The sequence below is a fragment of the Paenibacillus sp. FSL K6-2393 genome (genome assembly GCF_038002545.1).
In the GTDB taxonomy this organism is placed as follows: Bacteria; Bacillota; Bacilli; order Paenibacillales; family Paenibacillaceae; genus Paenibacillus.
On the sequence record NZ_JBBOCU010000002.1, the window covers coordinates 717438 to 739787 of the forward strand.

Genomic DNA, 22350 nt, shown 5'->3' on the forward strand with positions numbered 1-22350 from the left:
TTAGGATGGAAACGTTGAGATATACGTACTTATATGAGGTTGTATCTACAGGCGAAAAGTCTGAGTTCAGCCAAATGGCAACAAGCAAGGAAGAGGCTGCTGCACTGATCGTTGCTCGTATTGCAGATCTGGAGTTTACAGATGAGGCAGATATCAAGCTGGGCGACCTGATTGCTATTAGCAAACAGGTTGGCGACAACTATGTAGCGTGCGAGGGCTGTGCTTCTTAAGTGAGCATTTTGAAATAGGAAGTCTCTCAAAATATAAGCAAGTCTCTTTTTAAAAGAGGCTTGCTTTTTTGTCTACACCATAAGAGATATCTTTCAGTCATTCGGCTGGAGATATCTCTTTTTTTCTCTCATCCATCTAAGCTCAAGCTTAATAAGGCGGCCACAACAACTTGCGTGCTGTTTCGTACCGTTCAGCTACAGCCGGCCAGTAGACGACATTCCACCAATCCTCGATATACTTTTTACGTTCATTCTGATGTTTCAGATAGTAGGCATGTTCCCACACATCCAGGGGCAGGAGCGGTACGATATCGGACTGGGACAGGTTCTGGTGTTTTTCCGCCTGCAAAATCTCCAAACGGTGTGCTCTCGGGCTCCAGACAAGCATCGCCCAACCACTGCCTTCCACTTTGTTCGCGGCTTCCGTGAATTGATTCTTGAATGCTTCATAACTTCCGAAATCCCGTTTGATCTGTTCTGCGAGCATACCGGAAGGTTTACCGCCTCCAGCAGGATTCATAATGGTCCAGAAGATCGTATGCAGGTAGTGGCCTGCCCCGTTGAAGGCGAGTTCACGTTCCCAATGTTTGATGAGTTCAAAATTATTCTTTTTTCGCGATTCTGCCAGCTTTTTCTCTGCTACATTTAGTCCGTCCACATAAGATTGATGGTGTTTGTCATGATGGATACGCATCGTCAGCTCATCAATATGTGGCTCCAGCGCATTGTATGCATAGGGGAGAGGCGGCAGTGTGTGTCCTCCGATGGGAACCGGCTTTTCTTTTACGGGAGGTGCTGTAGAGCTGGGTGTGGCTTGTGTTGTTCCGGTAGAAGGCGGTTGAATGGTTGCGGATTGGATCTGAGCTGAAGCGGCAGGTGCATTTACATTTCCCTCTGGAGAAGTTGGAGCTTCTGAAGCTTGGCGATGGATGCTTCCTGACTCTGACGTATGCAACGCATTTTCCAGAAAAAGTGACGGCTCCGAATCCGTTTCGCGCAAGATGCTAGGTTGGCCAAGCGTATCCAATACGCCCAGAAAATACTCCGATTCGCGGATAAAATGTAGAATAAGTACTTTGGCAAGCGGAACAGCTTGCACAGCAGCACTTTGTTCCAGAAGAACATACAGCTGTTTGATGAACTCTCTCGATTGCTGCCGAGCTGCCAACACAAGTTGATCGATACAACGAACGATGTAGGGAGCAGGCGGATGGGTTGCGGGCAATAGTTGTTTTAAAAGCTGATTGGCTACTCGCTCGCTGTTTGCAAAGGTAGCCTCCCATTCCTCCAGTAGCTTGACGTATGGGGGCTCCAGATCAGGAACCAGGGCACGAATGACGAGTGTATGTTCTTTCTCCTGCTCTTTCCAGAAACGGATTTCCTCCAATGTCCGCAGAGGCAGTAGGTGACCATATCCATACCAGTTCATCTATGTTGAACCTCCTTCAGATGAAATTCATTACATGCAGACCATCTGTTCATGCGTCCCAAGAGTATATTCCGCGAGCTTGTTGTCCTATGAGTGCAAAAAAAAAGAGCCCCTGAGGGCTCTGGAAAAAATTCGATGATTGAAATTTGGTTATTCTCCACTATTCGTGTTCTGCACATCGTCACTGCTTGTCTTCGTTACATGACTCAGGAAAGTTGAGACACGGCGCAGATATTCCTTTGGATGCTCCCGGAAGATCAACTCATGATGCGCATCCTGGACAATCCATACATCCGAGTACGGATTGGTCTGATTGGCGGCGAGTTGCTCCGCAATTGGATAAGGCGCCTTCTCGTCCTCTGTACCATGGATAAAGAAAATCGGGAACGGATAATCTTCCTTTTTCACTTCCTGATAGGGGATCTGTTGCAATCCGGTACCATTCAAAATAGGGAACAACAGATTCATGATCTCGAGTGTAGGCTGACGCGGGAGATCGATCTGGTTATGAATGTTGTGGTACAGCGTATCCGGCTCAAGCAGGAACGTACTGTCCAGAATCATTGCATCCACTTCCTGTGTAATCAGCCCAGTCTGAAGCGCTGTACCGGCACCCATCGAGAAGCCCCAGACAACCAGTTCCTGCGCACCACGTTGCTTGGCGAACTGGATCGCACCGAGCAATTGCTGTGACTCAGCTTTGCCACCTGTGGCTACAGCTTTGTTCACCTGTGAGGCGAAGCCATAATCGAACATGACCACGTTGAACCCAAGTTGATGGGCATAGTGTGCCAGGTCATACATAGGTACCCATGTTTCTTCACGATTGGCACCATAGCCGTGACTGAAAATAATCGTTTTGCTTGCAGCATTATCAGCAGGTATATACCATCCCTGCATCGTGCGGCTGCCATCTGCTGCCGGGAACGTGATGTCTTCATACTTCATGTTCTTGGCTTGCATCGGATTGGAGAAGACAGGCGCTACCGTTGGATTGGATAATACCCATGCGATATAACCATGCAGTGCGATAAAACAAAACAGTAGAAAAAATACAACGGAGAGCAGCAACGCTACGATAATATGTTTGAACCGAATCAGCCTCGGTGATAGGGAAGAGGGCAGATCGGACACTTTTGTTTGCAGCGGGGCTTCGCTCTGGGATGTTGGATACATGAATGCCCCTCCTTTGAAGTTCAGTTGAAGATAACAACGACATGAAAAGAGAATTGCGTCGATTTCAGAGCCTGCTTCAGAGCGATGTCTTAATGTAATATATCTTTATCGTATGTTCCAGTATAGTCAAAGTCAATTGATTGAGGGCATTTGTTACGCAATTGTTATATAGTTCTTAAGATATATGGGTAACATTACCTTAGTGTGTAAATTACAGGGGATTAAGTCTTATAAAAAGGAAAAATTTACAGGTTGGCCTATTTCGATTTTGGCTCTTTTTGGTTTACAGATGAGACCGTTTCTCATATAATTTATGTAACCAAGTTTCATGTGATGAAACATGAGGAGGGCATTATGCCATGGAAGATCGCAAGTTAACCGTCCGGGCTGTGGAACGGGCGCTGGATATATTATTATGTTTTACCACACGCAGTGATCTGGGACTCACCGAAATTGCCAGCCAGATCGGCTTGCACAAAAGTACAGTGCACCGTTTGATGGCTACGCTGGAGGATCGAGGGTTCGTGATCCGTGATGCAGCAACAGAGAAGTACCGACTTGGCATCCGAATCTGGGAGCTGTCAGCTCATATGTCCCGCAGTGACGATCCTGCTATTCTGCTGTTGCCTGCGATGGAGCGACTGAGAGATCGATTGGGGGAGACCGTGAGTCTGTACCTGCGTGATGGGAGTGAACGGATACGGATTCAGGCTGTGCAAAGTGATCAGGCGATTCGCCGAGTCGCCCCCGTTGGTGTTAGACTCCCGCTGTCTGTGGGCGCTTCCAGCAAAGTTTTGATGGCGTTTGCCACGGACGAGGATCGTGAAGAACTGATGAACGGCCCGGAATGGCCGGTGTTTATTGATCCGGCGGTGTATTTGGCGCAAATGGGAGATATCCGGGATAACGGATATGCGACGAGTTATGAGGAACGTGAGCCGGGAGCTGCCGCGGTATCTGTACCGATTATGGATCGCAGAGGCAATATTGCAGCTGCGCTCTCGGTCTCAGGGCCTGTCAGTCGACTCTCGCAGGAGACATTGCATGAATACGCACCTGTATTGAAGGATGCTGCTACGCAGATGGGGCTCATGTTATCCTGATGTTTATGTAAGTTTTTTTCTCCAATGGAGTTTGATCATTTGGAATATAAAGGTTGTTTTTATGTTCCGGTTGCGCTACTCTGTAATGGACGGCCCTACGGGGCCAGCTTCATTGAATATGAACGGCGGCTTATGTAAGCCGCAACTTACTAACGTTACTGGGGGAGTCCGAATTGTCCGGACTGAGACGGAATCGCATGAGATTCCGGACCCTTTGCACCTGATCTGGATCATACCAGCGTAGGGAAGTAATCGGCGATATGACCTCAACCACCTCATGATGTGACCCTTGTAGTCTCCGTTAAGGAGCTGATTGAAGGTGCATTATTGGTGATGGACATAAAAGTCGGTTCCTTCGGGGACCGGCTTTTTATATACAGTGAACGGGCGATATAGCGCGTACTCCATTGACTTCTTTTTTCAATAACCTGCGAAAGTGGGCTTGTATGATGAGAGAGAAGTCACCATAGATTCATGATCTGTGGCAGCCCCCGTCTGTTGTTAACTGTACATGAAAAGTGTCTCCCCTGGTCTGGCGTAGGATCGCTCTTTCTTCTCTGCATTGCGCATGATTTGGGACAGGTACGTAAGTAAGCTAATGACGATACCAACCAAACAAGCGATGAACACTGAGGAGGAGACAAGCGAACATGAGTACAGGAAATCAAACGGGACAACAAGCGATGGAGCAGGAACATAACGGTCAGCAGGTGGAAAAAGAAACAGGAGTGGCCGGACGGATTCAGCCCTTTCCGGGCAGCCGCAAAGTCTACATTCAGGGCTCACGGCCGGACATTGCTGTACCTGAGCGTGAGATAGCCCTTCATGACACGAATACTCCCCAAGGGGTGGAGCATAACGAACCGCTACGTGTCTACGATACGAGCGGGCCGATGACCGATCCCGGATTTCATGCCGATATCCGTGCAGGTCTGCCAGCCTTGCGTACCCGTTGGATCACAGAGCGTGGTGATGTCGAAGCTTATCAGGGCCGTACGGTTAAACCGGAGGATAACGGACTAAAGCCCGGAGGGAAGAGAGCCGGCGCCGAAGAGTACCCTGGATTGCGTAGCAAACCGCTGCGAGCACAGACAGGACGCTGTGTGACTCAGATGCATTATGCGAGGCAGGGAGTCATTACGGCAGAGATGGAGTTTGCCGCCATTCGTGAGGGCGTAGAACCGGAATTTGTAAGGCAGGAGCTGGCGAGTGGACGTGCGATTCTGCCATCCAACATCAATCACCCGGAGAGTGAACCGATGTTGATCGGTCGTCATTTTCACGTGAAGATCAATGCCAACATAGGTAACTCTGCCGTATCTTCCTCCATCGAGGAAGAGGTGGAGAAGATGACCTGGGCGGTACGTTGGGGATCGGATACGGTGATGGATCTGTCCACAGGCAAAAACATTCATACCACCCGGGAGTGGATTATCCGCAATTCACCTGTGCCGATTGGTACGGTGCCGCTGTATCAGGCGCTGGAGAAGGTGAATGGCGAAGCGGAAGCGCTGACCTGGGAGTTGTACCGTGATACGCTCATTGAGCAGGCAGAGCAGGGAGTGGACTACTTTACGATCCACGCAGGTGTACTGCTGCGTTATATCCCCATGACCGCCAAGCGGATGACAGGCATTGTGTCTCGCGGTGGGTCCATTATGGCAGCATGGTGCCTTGCGCATCATCAGGAGAATTTTTTGTACACCCATTTTGAAGAAATCTGCGAGATTATGAAAAGGTATGATGTGGCGTTTTCGTTGGGAGATGGACTTCGTCCAGGCAGTATCTACGATGCCAATGACGAAGCTCAGATGGCGGAACTGGCTACGCTCGGGGAACTGACGCAGATCGCATGGAAGCATGATGTGCAGGTGATGATCGAAGGGCCGGGTCACGTGCCGATGCATAAGATCAAAGAGAATGTGGACTTGCAGATGGAGATATGTAAAGAGGCACCGTTCTATACGCTGGGGCCGCTGACGACCGACATTGCTCCGGGATACGACCACATCACATCCGCCATTGGTGCGGCCATGATTGGCTGGTTCGGCACGTCCATGCTCTGTTATGTTACACCAAAAGAACATTTGGGCCTGCCCAACAAGGATGATGTGCGGGAAGGGGTCATCGCCTACAAGATTGCAGCCCACGCCGCCGATCTGGCAAAAGGCCATCCACGTGCTCAACGCCGGGATGATGCATTGTCCAAGGCACGCTTCGAGTTCCGCTGGCGTGACCAGTTTAACCTGTCACTGGACCCTGAACGTGCGCTGTCCTACCATGATGAGACGCTGCCAGCAGAAGGAGCCAAAGAAGCTCATTTCTGCTCCATGTGCGGACCGAAGTTCTGTAGCATGCGCATCACGCAGGACATTCGTGCCTTTGCCGCGGATAAAGGATTGTCCGAGAATGAGGCTGTAGCAGCGGGCATGCAGGAAAAGGCCGAGGAATATCGGACACGGTCCTAAGCGCCGGTACAGCGCAAGCTGGGCAGTCTGAAATAGAGATAAAGCCGTTTCTCTCTGTCATTGCAGAGAAGAACGGCTTTTTTTAGTGTTATGTCATGTATGTATTCTTAACCGTACTCAGCCTTTATCAGAATTAGCTTTGTGACTATGTGTGGTCCATATTTTATACAGAATTCCTGCGATAACGAATAAAAGAGCGTCACTGAGTTTTGGTGCTCCTCCGTATAGAAATGCGGAGCAGGAAAAACCTACTATAAACAGTAAAACAATATAGAGTAAACGCATATTAGTTCACCTCGTTAATTTTTGGTGCTACTAAGTAAGTGAGTTCATAGTTGCATAGTTTCAGATAGTACTTGTTACTTCACTCCAAACCCGCTACTACTATCGAGCCACGCCCAAATTATTCTCCAAATACGCCGCAAGCAATGCCAGCGGGCTATGGATCGGAATACTTCGATCTACTGTAACCTGTGCAGCAGCGGGAGCCATAGATAGTTGGGCTGCCACTACCGTTTTACCCGGATACTGCTCAGAAATCTGCTGTAATCCTTCACGTACCGCTTCGAGATACCCTTGCTGATCTCCACGCATAATCAACTCAAATGTCCCCGGGATGCACACCGCTTCCGTCTGAGATGTCTTGGCAACGTGTAGTTGCCCATTCTCATCCTCTTGCTGTAATGCCTGATTCACCCGTGCCATCGTTCCTTCAATGGTTGCCGGGTTGGTGAATGCTATTATGTAATCTCCCGGTATTCGCCGCATCTCCTGCAATAACGGATCATCTATGCCGATCACCGGCACAGGGACCTGTGTGGCTTCCTGCTCCAGTACTGTCGCAAACAGGGTACACGTGACCAGAATGGCATCGGCATGACACTCAGCGATCCATTGGAGCGTCTGGGCTACCTTCTCGCGAATGACGACATCGGAAAAGTCAGCGTCATGTTTAAGACGATCCAGACCTGGATCGACGTAATGGACCAATTCAACTTCATAAGGAGCAAGCGTCTCTTCAATTAAGGCGATGTTGGAATAATGAGCGTGAAAACAACCAATGGTGATCATGTGCTAAGTCCCCTTTTACAGTTCGTATATGTCATGGATCTCTTAGATATTTAAATCATTATAGGAAACATGCCTGAGAACTGTACAGTCATTTAAGGCTCAACGCCAATAACCGCCCTTCCACCAAGCTGCGGAAAGACGGTTCATAACCGGACAGGCAATCGTCCGGCTTTCATTTTATCTAAGGGAAGGAGAAGCAGTTTTCTTCGCCATTTTTTGCTGTAAAATTTCATGAAAGGATAGACCTTGAGTGTTCTCATTCTCCTTTTTAGGAGCAGTGGTCGCCGTGTTGCGCGGATATTGGTGATGGTACGGGATCATTTGCTGAATAGGCATGCGGATCATCTTGGTTCCTCCTTTGATGCATTTTTTGAATTATGTATTTCGACTGGTTACCATGCCAGGTGCGCATATAGGTAAATGTGACTTGTTAGACGAAATAGAAGATTTTAAGACGTAATTCCAATTGGATTGTAGTGATTTTACCCGGTTTTAAGGAGATGTAAACGTTTTTAGGGAAATTCAGGAGTAAAGGACCTGATTTGAAAGGTTTAATATGGGAGGATCGAATCGGTTGTTATGTGAATAGTCCCAATTTTAAGGAAGTCAATGGTACCCGCTTATGAGGCATATTGTCTGGTTAAATGATGCAAAGCATGCTAACTAACTTGGTACCATGGTCGGGTTGTTTAGGTGGTAATGTAGTTCCGGATATAACAAAAAAACTGCCGAGTGTACTCGGCAGCTTGCGTGATATGAAGAAGGATGCGAGGAAACTTTGATCCGGTCTGAGGTGGTATCGTGTTGGTTTTATCTACTTTGGTGAACAGCGATGTATATATCCACTTGTACACTTTCGGGATTCAGGCTGCGTTCATCATACAACTCAAAATCCCCGGTGAACGTACGATCACTTTGCTTCTCCCATGCCCACACGGCTCCCCAAGCTTCGTGAGCAACCTCTGCCATCGGTCCTTTTCTGGAAGTGAATACGGCGTAAGTTGCAGGAGGGAGTAAAATGTCGTCCAATCCTTCAGGCAATGATTCGTTCGGACTGACCTCATGCCCTACCAGTATGGTGTATTCATCGGTTATGCCATCGGTGTAATCCGTGTAACAGCCATAGCGGACGGCTTCAGGTGCAGGAAGGTGCTCTGAGGAAAAATAATTGTTCCAGAGTCCCTGAATACAGCCTTTGCCACTGATCTCAATGGCATTGGTTGTGCGGGCGGATACGCCGGCAAGACGTTTGCCGGGGAGCGTGACATAACGAACGGGCTGGGCAGAGAACGAATGATCTGTTGTTACCTGACCAAGATTAGCGGAAGCAGTAGGGTTTTCAGCGAGAGATTCTGTATGTTGATCCGTTGTATTTGTGCGCCAACGTTTCAAAAAAGGAAGCTGGTTACGCAGCATCGAACGAGCGGATTCCTCATCCATGCCTTCGTCCTTCAGAATGGCAGTGCACATCTCCGTCATGCCTTCAAGTGACATACCGGGCTGCTCAAACTTGCCCTCTTTGTAACAATAGATACAGTACTCACGGGTTGTGCTTCCATCTGCTTCCGTTCCGAATTGGGCAGGGGTTGTGAGCGGCATGCCGCAGCTTTGACATACAGTGACGTTCATGATCAGTTCCTCCTTGTATATGTACAGATTGAATATATCTGAAGTATACGGGGAGGAACTGGACAGCAGTCTGTCAGGTTTGAGTTGGGGGTGTATAATTTTGTACAATTTGCCCAGCGATACGACAGATCTCATCTCGAACATGCTGAGGCTCAAGTACCTCAACGTCCGCGCCGAAGCCAAGAATGAATCCGTATAACCAGGCATCTTCGGGAAAAGCAACCTGGCTTATGTAATACCCATTCCCATCAGGAATGACGTTCTCGATCCCGAACCATTCTTCCGCAATATGACGGACGCGAGGATGGAATTTCAAGGTTAACCTAGCTTGATTGTCCGGGCGGGTCCATTCCTGCTGCCAGGGTCTGTCCTGGAGGTTAATGACTTTACGCTCGAAGTGCTCATTAGCAAGTGTGACATCTTGCATGCGCACAAGCTTGAACATGCGAAATTGATTCCGCTCGTGGCAAAAAGCATACAGGTACCAGGAATGTTTCTTAAGTACGATGGTATGAGGATCGGCAGTGCGGTGAGTCTGGATACCTTCCGCACTGCAGTAGGTAAAGGTTACGGGGCGTAATTGATCCATACCCTGTTCGATAAGTTCAAGCTTGATTTTCAGCGCTTCGGGATGCGTCCAGGTTGAATAATCCACGATGAATCGATTGGTATTGGCCTGAAAATCGTCATTTTTGGATTCAGGTACGATACTGCTGAGTTTTTCGACCAGAAGCTCACGCGCCGCATTGGCATGGGAAGTGGATACACTGCGCAGTGCAGTGACGATGGAAGCGAGGTCCTTGTCTGTTAATACGTTTCGATCCAGACGGTAACCCTCTGCCAGACCAATCCCGCCGCTTGCCCCCTGATACGTCACCACAGGAATGCCTGCTTGACCCAATGTATCGATATCCCGATAGATGGTCCGGATCGATACTTCGAACATATCTGCCAAGTCTTTGGCTTGTACCCGTCCACGATTGATTAACAGCACCACGATGGCTAATAAACGCTCCAGTTTCATATGTATGGATTCCTTTCATTGGTTTATCTGGTGGATTCAAATATGTTATAATGCCCAGCATCACACATAGGAGTGGAATAAGCAATGAAGCGAATTACGATTCTGATCGCAGACGATGAAGTTGAGATCGCTGATCTGGTTGCTTTACATTTACAAAAAGAAGGATATCACACCATCAAGGCCTTTGACGGGAAGGCGGCGGTTCAAGCTGTTCAGACCCAAGCGATAGATTTGGCGATTCTGGACATAATGATGCCTGGCATGGATGGATATGAGGTGACTCGTAAAATTCGGGAGCAGCATCATTTACCGATCATTTTCCTGAGTGCCAAAACGTCAGATATGGACAAAATTACGGGACTCGTGATGGGCGCGGACGATTATATGACCAAACCGTTCAATCCGATGGAGCTTGTTGCCCGGGTTAACTCCCAGTTGCGTCGTTCGCTGCAATTCAGCCAGTCTGCGCCTGTTCAGAGGTCCATTCTGGAGAAGGGCGGGCTCATCATCACGCCAGATCAACATCGCGTTACACTCTACGGCAAACCAGTGGAACTAACACCGAAGGAATTCGATATTCTGTATCTGCTCGCGAGCCACCCCAAGCAGGTGTTCAGTGCAGAAAATATTTTTGAACAGGTCTGGGGAGAAGCCTATTACGAGAGTGGGAATACCGTGATGGTCCACATTCGGACCCTGCGCAAAAAGCTGGGGGAAGATGTGAACAAGAACAAGTTTATCAAAACGATCTGGGGTGTGGGGTACACGTTTAATGACTAAACGAAGAAGTTTTCGTACAACCATGATTATGTTGTTAGGGTTAAGCATGCTTGCCTCTGGCGCAATTACCTATGGGATTTACAAGCTTTTACAAGCTTATTATTCGGGTGTCCGTGCAGAAGATCAGCTCGCTGAATATCGTCATTTTATGAAAAGTATCGGAGATATCTATTTCTTCATGATCTTATTTATCCCACTGGCCATTCTATTTTTCTTCTGGTTTACCAAGCCCTACGCGACGTATTTCAAGGACATTTCTACAGGGATCAGACATTTGGCCAACGGAGACTTTCAGCATCGTGTGCAGATCTCCTCGAAGGACGAGTTAGGTACGATTGCGGAGGATGTGAACCTGGCAAGTGAGAAGTTAAAGGAAGCGGTAGAACGAGGGGATTTTGCTGAAAATAGTAAGGACCAGCTTGTCGTCAATCTGGCGCATGATCTGCGAACACCGCTGACGTCTGTGCTTGGATATTTGGATCTGCTCATGAAGGATGATCAGTTGACGGAGGAGCAGGTGCGGCACTTTACGTCGATTGCATTCACCAAATCACAGCGTCTGGAGAAGCTGATTGATGATTTGTTCGAAATTACTCGTATGAACTATGGCATGTTGCCTATAAACAAGACACAGCTGGATCTTAGCGAACTGCTAAAACAGATGAACGAAGAGCTCTATCCTGTATTTGAAAAGAACCAACTAGTCGTCCGACTAAAAATAGACACTGATCTTACGGTCTCCGGTGATGGCGAGCTGCTGGCTCGTGTGTTCGAGAATCTGCTGATTAACGCTGCACGGCATGGCAAGGATGGCATGTACGTAGATATTAATGGATATCGGGATGCAGAACAGGTCATCATTCAGGTGATTAACTATGGTGGACATATCCGTCCGGAGGAGTTGCCACATATCTTCGATATGTATTACACCGGAGATCGTGCCAGGACACCTCAGGAGGGTGGGACAGGCCTCGGACTGTTTATCGCTCGCAATATTGTGGAGCAGCATGATGGTACGATCTCGGCCCAGAGCGACGTGGTACGGACGTTATTCGAAGTTCGTTTGCCCGTATTCCAATAAGGTTGACGTCAAATTTAAGAAAAACTTTAAAATTGCCCTGCTTTTTCTTTAACTTGTGTTGTCTATCCTTGATGTATGAGGTAAAAGGAGGAACAAGCATGAAAAAGTGGGGCTTTTTGATATGTATCATTTTGATCGGATATATCGTTACGCAATCACCGGGATGGATTCAGCAGAAGGATGAATTGCCCATCGAGATCCAGAATACGCGTGAAAATCCCGCAGGTTATACCGTATCCGTCACCGGAAACATTCAGGATCAGGTACATAAGGGCAACTTGTTACTAGTTGATAAGCAATACCCCGTTCACCCGGAAGGAGTTAAATCCGATATTGTATATGTGGCACATGAGGATGATCTGCTTCGTGGATATGGAATACTGGATCAGAAAATCATGTTATCACGACAGGTAGCGCAGGAATTTCAGAGGATGGTGGAAGCAGCAGGCGAAGAGGGAGTCAGATATTTTCTCGTCAGCAGCGGGTACAGGGATTTTACGAAGCAGGACGAGTTATATCGGGAAAAGGGTTCAGACTATGCACTTCCTGCGGGTCACAGTGAGCACAATCTCGGGTTATCCCTGGATATTGGCTCCAGCCTGGGTGCCATGAATGAAGCACCAGAGGGTGCATGGCTGGAGAAGAATGCATGGAAATACGGATTTATTTTACGTTACCCAAAGGATAAAGTGCGCATCACCGGTATTCAGTATGAACCATGGCACTTTCGATATGTAGGGCTGCCGCACAGTGCTGTCATGTATAAGAATAATCTGGTACTTGAAGAGTATCTCGATATGCTTAAGGAGAAAGAGAACATTACTGTGGAAGTAGAGGGTGAGGAGTATCATATCCGCTATTATCGAGCCACCCGAGACACAACTGTTTACATACCTGAGGAAGGCCAAACTGAAATATCGGGGGATAACAAGGATGGCGTTATTGTCACCGTAAAGAAATAACAGGGCAACACAAGGGAGGCAAAACAACATGAAGCACAACAACCAGAAGAAAAGCAAACATTACATCCTTTGGATTGCCGTTTTCATTATCTATTTATATCTGCTGACTAAGCTGATTCTGTTTAAAGGAAGCCCGGTCGATTTTGGCATCGTGAAGGATCGACTGATGGCGTTCTTGCAACAACCGGATCTGATCCATACCCGAACCGTGAACCTGACACCATTCCAGGAAATCTCACGAGACTGGAACAGCTTCTCGTTACATCGTCCGGGCACCGCAATCCATCTGGCAGGCAATATACTGGCCTTTATCCCGCTAGGCATCTTCATTCCTGTGTTGACGGGCAACAAGTTATTCTCTGGAGTAAAGGTACTCTTACTGTCTCTGCTGCTCAGTCTGGGCTATGAAGTGACACAGTTAGTGACTGGCATGGGAATATTTGATGTGGATGATCTGATGCTTAATACACTCGGCGGCTTGATTGGATATATCATTTTCACCATGGTCATCGGCCTGAAAAAGGTGTTGGTGGGAGGAGAATCCCGCGTGACGACGAAAAAGTTAAATTCTAAGGAAAGTCACGTGTAAGGAGGAGAAGGACTTGATTATAGTGGCTGTACTGTTCATTAGCGCAGGGCTAATGTTTCTCGTGTATCCACACAAGGTAACGGATGCTTCGGAAAAACAGATTACGGAGCGAGTGATCATGTCGAGATGGGTCGGAGGCTCGTTAATTGCTCTGTCGTGTTTGTTTCTGATCATGGGCACGATTCAACTGTTAGATCAAGCCTCACATCACATTGGGCATTAAAAGGCAGTTGGCCTTGAAAATTGATTTTTAAAAGTATACCGATTATAAAAAGCAAAGCCCAAAAAGCTCCCCACCACGTGCAGATCGCACGTGATGGGGAGCTTTTTGGTATAACTTCATCACATTAAATATTGATGTAATTAAGCTTTTTTCATCATTTGACGCAATACAGTTTGCAGGATACCGCCGTTATGGTAGTAATCCACGTCAACCATGCTGTCCAGACGAGCGATAACAGGGAAGTCGAACTGTGTACCGTCTTCACGAGTTACGGTAACTTTCAACTCTTGTCCTGGCTTCACGTCATTGCTGAGGCCAGTAATGTCATACGTTTCACGTCCGTTCAGACCAAGGCTGGACCAGCCGTGACCTTCCTGGAATTGCAATGGCATTACGCCCATGCCCACCAGGTTACTGCGGTGGATACGCTCGAAGCTTTCTGCGATAACGGCTTTGACGCCGAGCAAGAATGTTCCTTTTGCCGCCCAGTCACGGGAGCTTCCTGTACCATACTCTTTACCAGCGATAACGATCAGGTTCTGTCCTTCATCCTGATACTTCATGGAAGCATCGTAGATGGACATTTCTTCGTCCGTTGGCAGGTACTTCGTGATACCGCCCTCAGTACCCGGAGCTACCTGGTTACGAATACGAATGTTGGCAAACGTACCACGCATCATGACTTCATGGTTACCACGACGTGAACCGTAGGAGTTGAAGTCTTTGCGCTCTACGCCATGCTCTTTCAAGTAAAGTCCAGCCGGGCTGGATGGTGCAATATTACCTGCTGGCGAGATGTGATCCGTTGTTACGGAATCCGCAAGCAATGCCATAACGCGTGCAGAACGGATATCTGCGATATCGTTCAACTTGTCGCCAAGCTCCTGGAAGAACGGAGGATTCTGAATGTACGTGGAGTTCGGGTCCCACTCGTACAATTCGCCTTCCGGTACAGAGATCGCATTCCAACGCTCGTTGGCTGTAAATACGTTCTCATACTTGTTGCGGAACATCTGAGCGTTCAGGGAACTAGCGATGGTATCCTTGATTTCCTCGGAGCTAGGCCAGAGGTCTTTCAGGAATACAGGCTCATTGTTCGTATCATAACCGATTGGATCGGTTTCAAAGTCAATATTCACAGTACCTGCAAGTGCATATGCCACAACGAGTGGTGGCGATGCCAGGTAGTTGGCTTTAACCTGTGCGTGTACACGGCCTTCGAAGTTACGGTTACCGGACAATACAGCCGCTACGGTCATATCGTTCTCAGCAATAGCTTCGCTCACTTCGTCCGGCAGTGGGCCGGAGTTACCGATGCATGTTGCACAACCGTAGCCGGCAACGTTGAATCCGAGTTGGTCGAGATACGTGATCAGACCTGCTTTTTCTAGGTACTCGGTAACAACAAGGGAACCTGGTGTCAGACTGCTTTTCACATATCCTGGTTTGGTCAGACCGCGTTCAACTGCTTTTTTCGCCAGTAGTCCCGCTCCAACCATAACACTTGGATTCGAAGTATTCGTACAACTTGTGATCGCCGCGATCACAACAGCGCCTGCTTTCAGTTCACTGGTGGAACCGTTCGGGTGTTTCACAGGTACGGATTGTTCGATTTTCTCATCGCTCAGACCGTAGCCGCCTTTATCTACAGGTGTGCGAATGATGCTGTTGAAGCTTTCTTTCATTTGTGTCAGCTCGATGCGATCCTGTGGACGTTTTGGTCCGGCAAGACTTGGTACAACAGAGCCGAGATCCAGTTCAATCACATCTGTGAATTCAGGGTCAACGGTGCTGGAAGTACGGAACATGCCTTGAGCTTTGTAATAAGCTTCAACCAACTCTACTTGCTCGTCAGGACGGCCAGTGTTACGCAGATAGTTCAACGTTTCACTATCAACAGGGAAGAAACCGATGGTAGCGCCATATTCTGGTGCCATGTTGGCTACTGTTGCACGGTCAGCCAGACCGATGTTGGCAAGACCTGGTCCGTAGAACTCTACAAATTTACCAACAACGCCTTTTTTACGAAGCAATTGGGTAACGGTCAGTGCCAGATCCGTTGCTGTTGCGCCTTCACTCAGGCTGCCTGTCAGTTTGAAACCGATAACGTCCGGTGTAACAAAATAAAGCGGTTGGCCCAGCATACCTGCTTCGGCCTCGATTCCACCAACACCCCAACCAACAACGCCAAGTCCGTTGATCATGGTGGTGTGGGAGTCTGTACCTACGAGGGAATCCGGGAATACAACGGTCTCGCCGTCAACAGTTTTTGTTGCTGCCACGGAAGCCAGATACTCCAGGTTAACCTGGTGAACGATCCCTGTGGATGGTGGAACTGCACGGAAGTTGTTGAATGCCGTTTGCGCCCAACGCAAGAAGCGGTAACGCTCTTCATTACGCTCGAACTCAACTTTGATATTGTAATCAAGTGCATCGTTGGTACCAAAAGCATCAACCATAACGGAGTGGTCGATAACGAGATCGACCGGTACGAGCGGGTTGATCTGTTTTGGATCACCACCTGCTTTTTTCACAGTATCACGCATTGCAGCGAGGTCAACGACAACCGGTACACCGGTGAAATCCTGCAGAACGATACGTGCAGGGATGAATGGAATTTCCTTGTTATTGTCACGGCCATCTGCCCAGCCGGTCAGTTGTTTTACGTGTTCTTCGGTGATGGCACGTCCGTCGAATTGACGAATTGCTGCTTCAAGCAACACTTTAATGGAGAAAGGAAGCCTGGAAAGATCGCCGTGGCCGTTTTCCTGAAGAGCATCGAGACTGTAGTAGCGGTAAGACTTGCCTCCAACCTCAAGACTGCGAGCGGCGGAGAAATGATTCTTTGCTGACATACATGTACCTCCTTGGGATGTGTCGGTGAGATGAAGAAAACGTTCATTTAGGTGAAGAACAGGCCTTCATCGTTCCGTGTTCTTGTTCGTTAGTTTCATCAGATGAAACGTAATTTCATAATCATAACTTTAGTTTTAAGTATACCGTTTTCACCTCCGTACGTAAAGGTCTTTTTGCCTGATCAAGCAAGCTTTTGGACCGATGAAGGCGTTTTCGTGAGGCGAGCAGGAATAAGATATCTCGTGTACCTGTATTTGCCGAATTTCGGATCTCCCTCCTGAGCCGTGTACATACAACCGAAGACCCTCTCATATGAATAGTAGGAGTTTATATACGCAATGAAATATTCCAGACAGAACTCATGCCAAAGGGGGACATAGGCTTGGAACGGGAATGGAAGAGTGCCTTATATACTTACGTGAACCAGTACAATCGCTGTGAGATCGACTACCGTCCACAGACCAGCGAACGGATCGTTACCGATCCTGACTTCGTGGTGGAACGGGGAGAGCGTATGGCAAGGCTGGACGGATGGTATCGTAAGCGGCGCGCCGTGCCTCTACGCAGCGAGACCAGCGCCAAGCTTGTGCGCACGCTTATGGATGGCCAGGAAGAAGCGGTGGTGGATGTACAATTGTACAGCAGACTGTTCTACGAGAAGAGCGGGATCACCCACCGGGAGGACCGGATTGAGCGGGAGCGGTTAACCTTTCTGCGGCAGAGTGGTGGATGGATCATTGGACGGGTCGAGCGAGAAGTGCCGGAGCGTCGCCCTGCTGGGGAAGGACGTCCGTTTCAACAAGCTGATTTTGTACAGGCGATGAATCGGCCGCTGCTGAATCGGGAAGTGTTGGGTCAAGGAAGAAGCTCACGGCAACAGTCATATCGCAGAGATCTGGCGGTTGCTTATGCAGATCGGTGGTGGAATGCGGGGAATCCGGCATTTGAGGAATTTGATGTGGATTGTACCAATTACGTGTCCCAATGTCTCTTTGCAGGGGGCGCACCCATCCACTATACTGGTAGAAGAGAAGCCGGCTGGTGGTATAAAGGGTATGTGAACGGCTCCGAAATGTGGAGTTACAGTTGGGCAGTTTCCAACAGTCTGGAGCGTTATTTGTCAGGCAGCAGCTGGGGTCTGACCGCGACAGAAGTGGAGCGTCCTGAGCAGCTGATGCTCGGCGATGTTATTCTCTACGATTGGGATGGAGATGGACGATTTCAGCACAGCACGGTTGTGACCGCGTTTGATGCGGGCGGTATGCCGCTTGTTAACGCACATACGGTTAGTAGCCGTCACCGATTTTGGGATTACCGGGATTCTTACGCTTGGACGGAGCGAACGGTATACCGGCTTTTTCATATTGCAGATGAGTTTTGATGACGAAAGATTTTCGGGATGCGGTGACGCAGACATCCAGTTCCGTGTAAAATAAGATCAGATAACGCAAGCAGAATAACAAGGGTGTTGAGCATGCAAACATGACAGCATCAGGCACAGATAATCGGAGGGTACACATGAGTATGGATAAATTAAAAGTAGGCGTCGTGTACGGCGGAAAATCAGGCGAGCATGAGGTGTCGCTGCAAACGGCGTTTGCTGTAACAAACGCATTTGATTATGAGAAGTATGAACTGGTTCCTTTTTATATCTCCAAGCAGGGGACGTGGAAAAAAGGACCTGTCATGCATGCGCCGTTCGCGCAGATTGAAGATCTGAAGCTGGAGCAATCGGCCGGTGGAACGCAGGATGCGCTGAACGCCCTGTTTGGCCGTTTGTATGGCGGAGCAGAAGCGCTGGACGTGATGTTCCCTCTGCTGCACGGTACGTTTGGAGAGGATGGCACCATTCAGGGCATGTTCGAGATGGCGGATATGCCATATGTAGGTGCAGGTGTACTGGCTTCGGCTGGCGGCATGGACAAAGTGGTCATGAAAAAGCTGTTTGCACAGGCCGGCATTGACCAATGTGCCTTTACGTATTTTAACGCGACACAATGGAAGCAGACAGAGCACGAAATGATCGTACAGGTCGAAGATCAGCTGGGGTATCCTTGTTTTATCAAACCGGCGAATCTGGGCTCCAGTGTAGGCATCTCCAAAGCACGTAACCGCGATGAGCTGAAGACAGCTGTCGAGTTCGCACTTCGGTATGATACGAAGGTTGTCATAGAGGAGTTCGTTGAAGCCCGCGAAGTTGAGGTCAGCGTCCTCGGCAATGACGAGCCCATGGCTTCCGTTCCAGGCGAGATCGTATCATCCGGTGAGTATTATGACTATGCAGCCAAGTATATTGATGGTCAATCACAGATGCTGATTCCAGCTCCACTGGACCCAGAGGCCGCAGATCGCATTCGCGAGGCAGCTTTGCAGGCGTTCCGTGCGATTGAAGGTAACGGTATTTCACGTGCGGACTTCTTCATTCGGAAAAATGATGGCGCATTGCTTATTAATGAAGTTAACACCATGCCTGGTTTCACACCATATAGCATGTATCCACTTCTTTGGCGTGAGACAGGTGTATCGTATGCCGAACTGCTGGATCGCATGATTGAGCTGGCACTGGAGCGTTACAACCGCAAGCAGGCACTGAATTACGAGAACGGCGTACAGGCGTAGCCTGCGACCACAAGATCAGGAGGGATATGCATGGGATTTCAGACTGAATTCAATTCCGTATGCAAGTTTAAGAATGAGCAGGAGCTGTTCGAATTGCTTGAATACGGACGCGGCAAAATGGTCAAACAGGGCTTCCGGGTATTTCCTACCGGCCAGAAAGTGATTGCATACACACCGGATAACGTGGCTGTAGCCATCGTCAAGATCGTGGTTTCCATTGCAGAGATCAACTTCCAGGGGCAAGAGGTAACTGAGGTGGAGATGCAACTCATCCGCAAGTTGACTGAGGAAGAATCACGCATTCAGACTGCCCTTGCGGATGAGATGTTCTTTGGGGAGCAAGCACAGGAGTAGTTGTTGACTGTAAGTGCGGGTCGGAAGGACTGATTTGCCAGAATACGATTATGGTCACTCTTTTAGGGTAAAACTTGGTTATATACAGTGACGGTACATCCTGACGGCTGAAGATGCCGTGCGGGTTCTCCGCCCTAATAGAGAGGAAGAGATTCATGCTCGTACGCTTTGGTTACGTGGCTATGTCCGTGCTTATAGAGAACGCCTCGCCTTCCCGGACCATGACCATGTCGAGTTTTAACAAAATCGATGACAGGGAAGCAGCGATCCGCAAGCTTGAACGGATTGCAGCCGAGAACCTGCACAATACATTACGTTTGCTCAGGCACAACAAGGGTAGCCATATTCATGTATATCGCTTCTCTTCCAAATTGATTCCACTGGCAACACACGAGGACCTGAATGACTGGGACCCGTTCCCGGCACTGAAGCAGGACTTTGCGGCCATTGGTGATTTTGTGAAGGAAAATCATATGCGTGTGTCCTTTCATCCGGATCATTTTACCGTACTTAGTACCCCCCGCGAGCAAGTTCTGCACAACTCGATTCGCGACCTTCGTCATCATGTTCGGATGCTGGATGCCATGGGACTGAATGCCACTGCCAAGAACAATATACATATTGGTGGTGCATACGGGGACAAGCCTTCGGCGGCGCTTCGTTTTGAAGAAAACTTTTTGAAGCTGGATCGGGACATTCAGGAGCGGCTCACACTCGAAAATGATGACAAAACGTTCAATGCGCCTGAGACACTAGCCGTGTGCCAGCGCTTGGGATTGCCCATGGTGCTGGATATTCATCACCAGTGGGTGAACAACGAAGGAGAACAGCCATGGGATCTGTGGCCTGATATCCTGAAAACCTGGGATTCACCGCTCGCGCAGGCAGATTCACCGGCTGATCAGCCATTGCCACCCAAAATCCATGTCTCCAGTCCAAAGAGTGAGAAGGATCTGCGAGGTCATGCCGATGGTGTGGAGGTAGAGCCTGTGCTCGACTTCTTGCGTCATATCGCGGCAGATACCCCGAGGCTTGACGTGATGATTGAGGCTAAACGCAAGGATGAGGCTCTTGTGCAACTGATGCAGAAGCTGGCATTCTATCACGAAGAGGGTGTGGAGTGGGTGGACGAGTCTACCGTCATCATTCATCCGTAGTGCCAAAAGGGGCCTGGGCAACGAGAAACTTTACGACCTGTGGGGCGTATACTTTTAACAAGTATTTCAACTTTTCGTAGATTGATATAGAAAGTAGAGTGAACGCTTTGAATGAGAAGGAAAAGACACCTTATGTCGTGACAAGCAAAAGCTATACTGCCGTTGCCATTAATGCAGCTTCCAAAGCTGGCGAATGGATCAAAAGCCGTCTTGGGACGGTAGCTGAACTTGGCACCAAATATTCACCCCAAGATCTGGTGACCGAAGTGGATAAAGGAGCGGAGCAGATGATCCGCCGCCTGATTCTTACGCATTTTCCCCACCATGCCATTCTGGGTGAAGAAGGCGTCGAACCCGGACCGGAAGCTTCGGCAAAAGCACTGAAAGAAGCAGAGGAAGAAGAGTTCCTGTGGATTGTTGATCCTGTGGATGGAACGACGAACTTTGTACACGGATTCCCGTTTTATTCGGTGTCCATCGCATTGGCTCACAATGGTGAAGTCATTGTCGGCGTGATCTACGACCCTTCCCGTGATGAAATGTTTGTTGCGGAAAAAGGGAAAGGAGCATATGTTCACGGAAACCGGATGCTTGTATCTGGTGAACAAAAACTGGCTCAGAGCCTGATTGCGGTTGGATTCCCTGCAGACACAACCTTTGCGTTGCCACTGAATATGGCTGCTGTGCAGGCACTTGCTCCGCAAGTTCGTAACTTGCGTGCAGGCGGATCTGCCGCCCTTCATCTGGCATATGTTGCCGCAGGACGTCTCAGCGCCTACACTGAAGTTGGATTGAAACCGTGGGATATTGCCGCAGGTGCGCTGCTGGTTGAAGAATCCGGCGGCAAGGTGACCGATACCATTGGAACGCCTTACCAACTGTCTGTGAACCATGTCGTTGCCAGCAATGGCAAAATCCATGATGCATTAACAGATGTGTTGAAGGAAGCGAAGGCTACCGGCTTGGAGTGAGTCTATTCAACTCATCGATGCTTTAATTACTTTTATTGTACATTAACGGAGGGGACAGAAGGCATCTGAAGAAGCGGAGCGCTCGCCTTTATCACCGGATTTCTACCTTGGAAAAGGGAATCAAAGAAATATGGGGATAACAGCGATCGGAAGATGGTTCTGTACACGAAGTGAAAGTACAATAGTAATAATTAACGCATGTATGACTTTAATTAAAGGAGCGAAAACAATGGATGAATCCAAAGAACTGGAACGACGGCTCAGTGATATGCTGACGGAAGGGGACATGGAAGAGTCCGGCGACACCGATCAGCGTGAACGCCAGCTGATTCCTCCCAAGTATGAAGTGCGAATCCAGACGGAACGTGATCCAATTGTCGAGGAAACGTTAAAGTACCGGAAGATGGCACGCGAAGTGGATGATCGTTATGATCGGTATCTGGAGCGAGCTACCGGGAACAAAACGGCGAGCGACAAGGGTCATTCGAATTCTGAGGACTCGAATAAGCCGCAATCTTAACTACTGAACGTTATAGCTGTGCTTCACGAATAACAGGCTCCCCATCAGGGAGTCTGTTATTTCATGTGTGCTCTCAGCAGAGAGGACAACGCCTACTTTAAAATGATA

The 22350-nt window shown here is 48.7% G+C and carries 21 protein-coding genes and 1 riboswitch; of the genes, 14 read left to right on the top strand and 7 right to left on the bottom strand.

Annotated elements, in window-relative coordinates; all coding sequences use genetic code 11:
- Window positions 1-5: 5 nt before the first annotated feature.
- Window positions 6-230, top strand: a complete 225-nt coding sequence (locus MHI14_RS30415; protein ID WP_091039003.1) for a hypothetical protein — start codon at window positions 6-8, stop codon at window positions 228-230.
- Between the two features lie 148 nt (window positions 231-378).
- Here MHI14_RS30415 and MHI14_RS30420 read toward each other — a convergent pair whose 3' ends face one another.
- Window positions 379-1659 (bottom strand): Fe-Mn family superoxide dismutase, encoded by a 1281-nt coding sequence (locus tag MHI14_RS30420; protein WP_341131970.1) that lies wholly within the window; start codon window positions 1657-1659, stop codon window positions 379-381.
- A 150-nt stretch (window positions 1660-1809) separates the two neighbouring features.
- Window positions 1810-2835, bottom strand: coding sequence for an alpha/beta hydrolase (locus MHI14_RS30425; RefSeq protein WP_341131971.1), 1026 nt, complete (start codon window positions 2833-2835; stop codon window positions 1810-1812).
- A gap of 359 nt (window positions 2836-3194) precedes the next feature.
- Here MHI14_RS30425 and MHI14_RS30430 point away from each other — a divergent pair, with 359 nt between their 5' ends.
- Together MHI14_RS30430 and thiC are read left to right on the top strand one after the other, a co-directional pair.
- Entirely contained in the window at window positions 3195-3938 is a 744-nt protein-coding gene (locus MHI14_RS30430; protein ID WP_017690772.1) for an IclR family transcriptional regulator, read from the top strand.
- Between the two features lie 150 nt (window positions 3939-4088).
- Window positions 4089-4202: riboswitch (TPP riboswitch) on the top strand.
- A 419-nt stretch (window positions 4203-4621) separates the two neighbouring features.
- Window positions 4622-6406: a phosphomethylpyrimidine synthase ThiC gene (gene thiC / locus MHI14_RS30435; protein WP_341132043.1), complete on the top strand. Its 1785-nt coding sequence runs from the start codon at window positions 4622-4624 to the stop codon at window positions 6404-6406.
- A gap of 384 nt (window positions 6407-6790) precedes the next feature.
- Here the strand turns inward: thiC and MHI14_RS30440 are convergent, their stop codons facing one another.
- The 4 genes from MHI14_RS30440 to MHI14_RS30455 form a co-directional block, all read right to left on the bottom strand.
- Window positions 6791-7477, bottom strand: coding sequence for a hypothetical protein (locus MHI14_RS30440; RefSeq protein ID WP_341131972.1), 687 nt, complete (start codon window positions 7475-7477; stop codon window positions 6791-6793).
- A gap of 177 nt (window positions 7478-7654) precedes the next feature.
- The gene (locus MHI14_RS30445; RefSeq protein ID WP_165980452.1) at window positions 7655-7822 is read right to left on the bottom strand and encodes a hypothetical protein; all 168 of its coding nucleotides are present in this window, start codon (window positions 7820-7822) and stop codon (window positions 7655-7657) included.
- A 465-nt stretch (window positions 7823-8287) separates the two neighbouring features.
- Window positions 8288-9106, bottom strand: coding sequence for a zinc ribbon domain-containing protein (locus MHI14_RS30450; protein ID WP_341131973.1), 819 nt, complete (start codon window positions 9104-9106; stop codon window positions 8288-8290).
- Between the two features lie 73 nt (window positions 9107-9179).
- Window positions 9180-10130, bottom strand: coding sequence for a helix-turn-helix transcriptional regulator (locus MHI14_RS30455; protein WP_341131974.1), 951 nt, complete (start codon window positions 10128-10130; stop codon window positions 9180-9182).
- Window positions 10131-10214: 84 nt separating this feature from the next.
- Between MHI14_RS30455 and MHI14_RS30460 the strand changes: the two genes are divergently transcribed.
- From MHI14_RS30460 to MHI14_RS30480, 5 genes are all read left to right on the top strand, one after another.
- Window positions 10215-10910 carry a response regulator transcription factor gene (locus MHI14_RS30460; RefSeq protein WP_036614121.1) on the top strand — a complete coding sequence of 232 codons (696 nt, stop codon included), beginning with the start codon at window positions 10215-10217 and terminating at the stop codon, window positions 10908-10910.
- Window positions 10903-11991 carry a HAMP domain-containing sensor histidine kinase gene (locus MHI14_RS30465; RefSeq protein WP_341131975.1) on the top strand — a complete coding sequence of 363 codons (1089 nt, stop codon included), beginning with the start codon at window positions 10903-10905 and terminating at the stop codon, window positions 11989-11991. The genes MHI14_RS30460 and MHI14_RS30465 overlap by 8 nt, the downstream gene beginning before the upstream one ends.
- Window positions 11992-12089: 98 nt before the next feature.
- Complete coding sequence (locus MHI14_RS30470; protein WP_289391092.1) at window positions 12090-12953, top strand: M15 family metallopeptidase; 864 nt, start codon at window positions 12090-12092, stop codon at window positions 12951-12953.
- Between the two features lie 28 nt (window positions 12954-12981).
- Window positions 12982-13542, top strand: a complete 561-nt coding sequence (locus MHI14_RS30475) for a VanZ family protein (protein WP_341131976.1) — start codon at window positions 12982-12984, stop codon at window positions 13540-13542.
- 13 nt (window positions 13543-13555) lie between these two features.
- The gene (locus tag MHI14_RS30480) at window positions 13556-13765 is read left to right on the top strand and encodes a hypothetical protein (protein ID WP_341131977.1); all 210 of its coding nucleotides are present in this window, start codon (window positions 13556-13558) and stop codon (window positions 13763-13765) included.
- Window positions 13766-13905: 140 nt separating this feature from the next.
- On the opposite strand, the gene acnA is transcribed toward MHI14_RS30480, so the two are convergent.
- Window positions 13906-16620: an aconitate hydratase AcnA gene (gene acnA, locus MHI14_RS30485; protein ID WP_091039027.1), complete on the bottom strand. Its 2715-nt coding sequence runs from the start codon at window positions 16618-16620 to the stop codon at window positions 13906-13908.
- 362 nt (window positions 16621-16982) lie between these two features.
- Here acnA and MHI14_RS30490 point away from each other — a divergent pair, with 362 nt between their 5' ends.
- The 6 genes from MHI14_RS30490 (at window position 16983) to MHI14_RS30515 (ending at window position 22242) form a co-directional block, all read left to right on the top strand.
- Window positions 16983-18002 carry an amidase domain-containing protein gene (locus tag MHI14_RS30490; RefSeq protein WP_445260333.1) on the top strand — a complete coding sequence of 340 codons (1020 nt, stop codon included), beginning with the start codon at window positions 16983-16985 and terminating at the stop codon, window positions 18000-18002.
- Window positions 18003-18139: 137 nt separating this feature from the next.
- A complete protein-coding gene (locus MHI14_RS30495) occupies window positions 18140-19240 on the top strand; it encodes a D-alanine--D-alanine ligase (RefSeq protein WP_036614110.1) in 1101 nt (366 codons plus the stop codon).
- A 30-nt stretch (window positions 19241-19270) separates the two neighbouring features.
- Window positions 19271-19594, top strand: coding sequence for a hypothetical protein (locus MHI14_RS30500; protein ID WP_036614107.1), 324 nt, complete (start codon window positions 19271-19273; stop codon window positions 19592-19594).
- Window positions 19595-19749: 155 nt separating this feature from the next.
- Entirely contained in the window at window positions 19750-20751 is a 1002-nt protein-coding gene (gene uvsE, locus MHI14_RS30505; RefSeq protein ID WP_289391096.1) for a UV DNA damage repair endonuclease UvsE, read from the top strand.
- A gap of 107 nt (window positions 20752-20858) precedes the next feature.
- A complete protein-coding gene (locus MHI14_RS30510) occupies window positions 20859-21722 on the top strand; it encodes an inositol monophosphatase family protein (protein ID WP_430982076.1) in 864 nt (287 codons plus the stop codon).
- Between the two features lie 229 nt (window positions 21723-21951).
- Window positions 21952-22242, top strand: a complete 291-nt coding sequence (locus MHI14_RS30515) for a hypothetical protein (RefSeq protein ID WP_091039031.1) — start codon at window positions 21952-21954, stop codon at window positions 22240-22242.
- Window positions 22243-22350 lie beyond the last annotated feature (108 nt).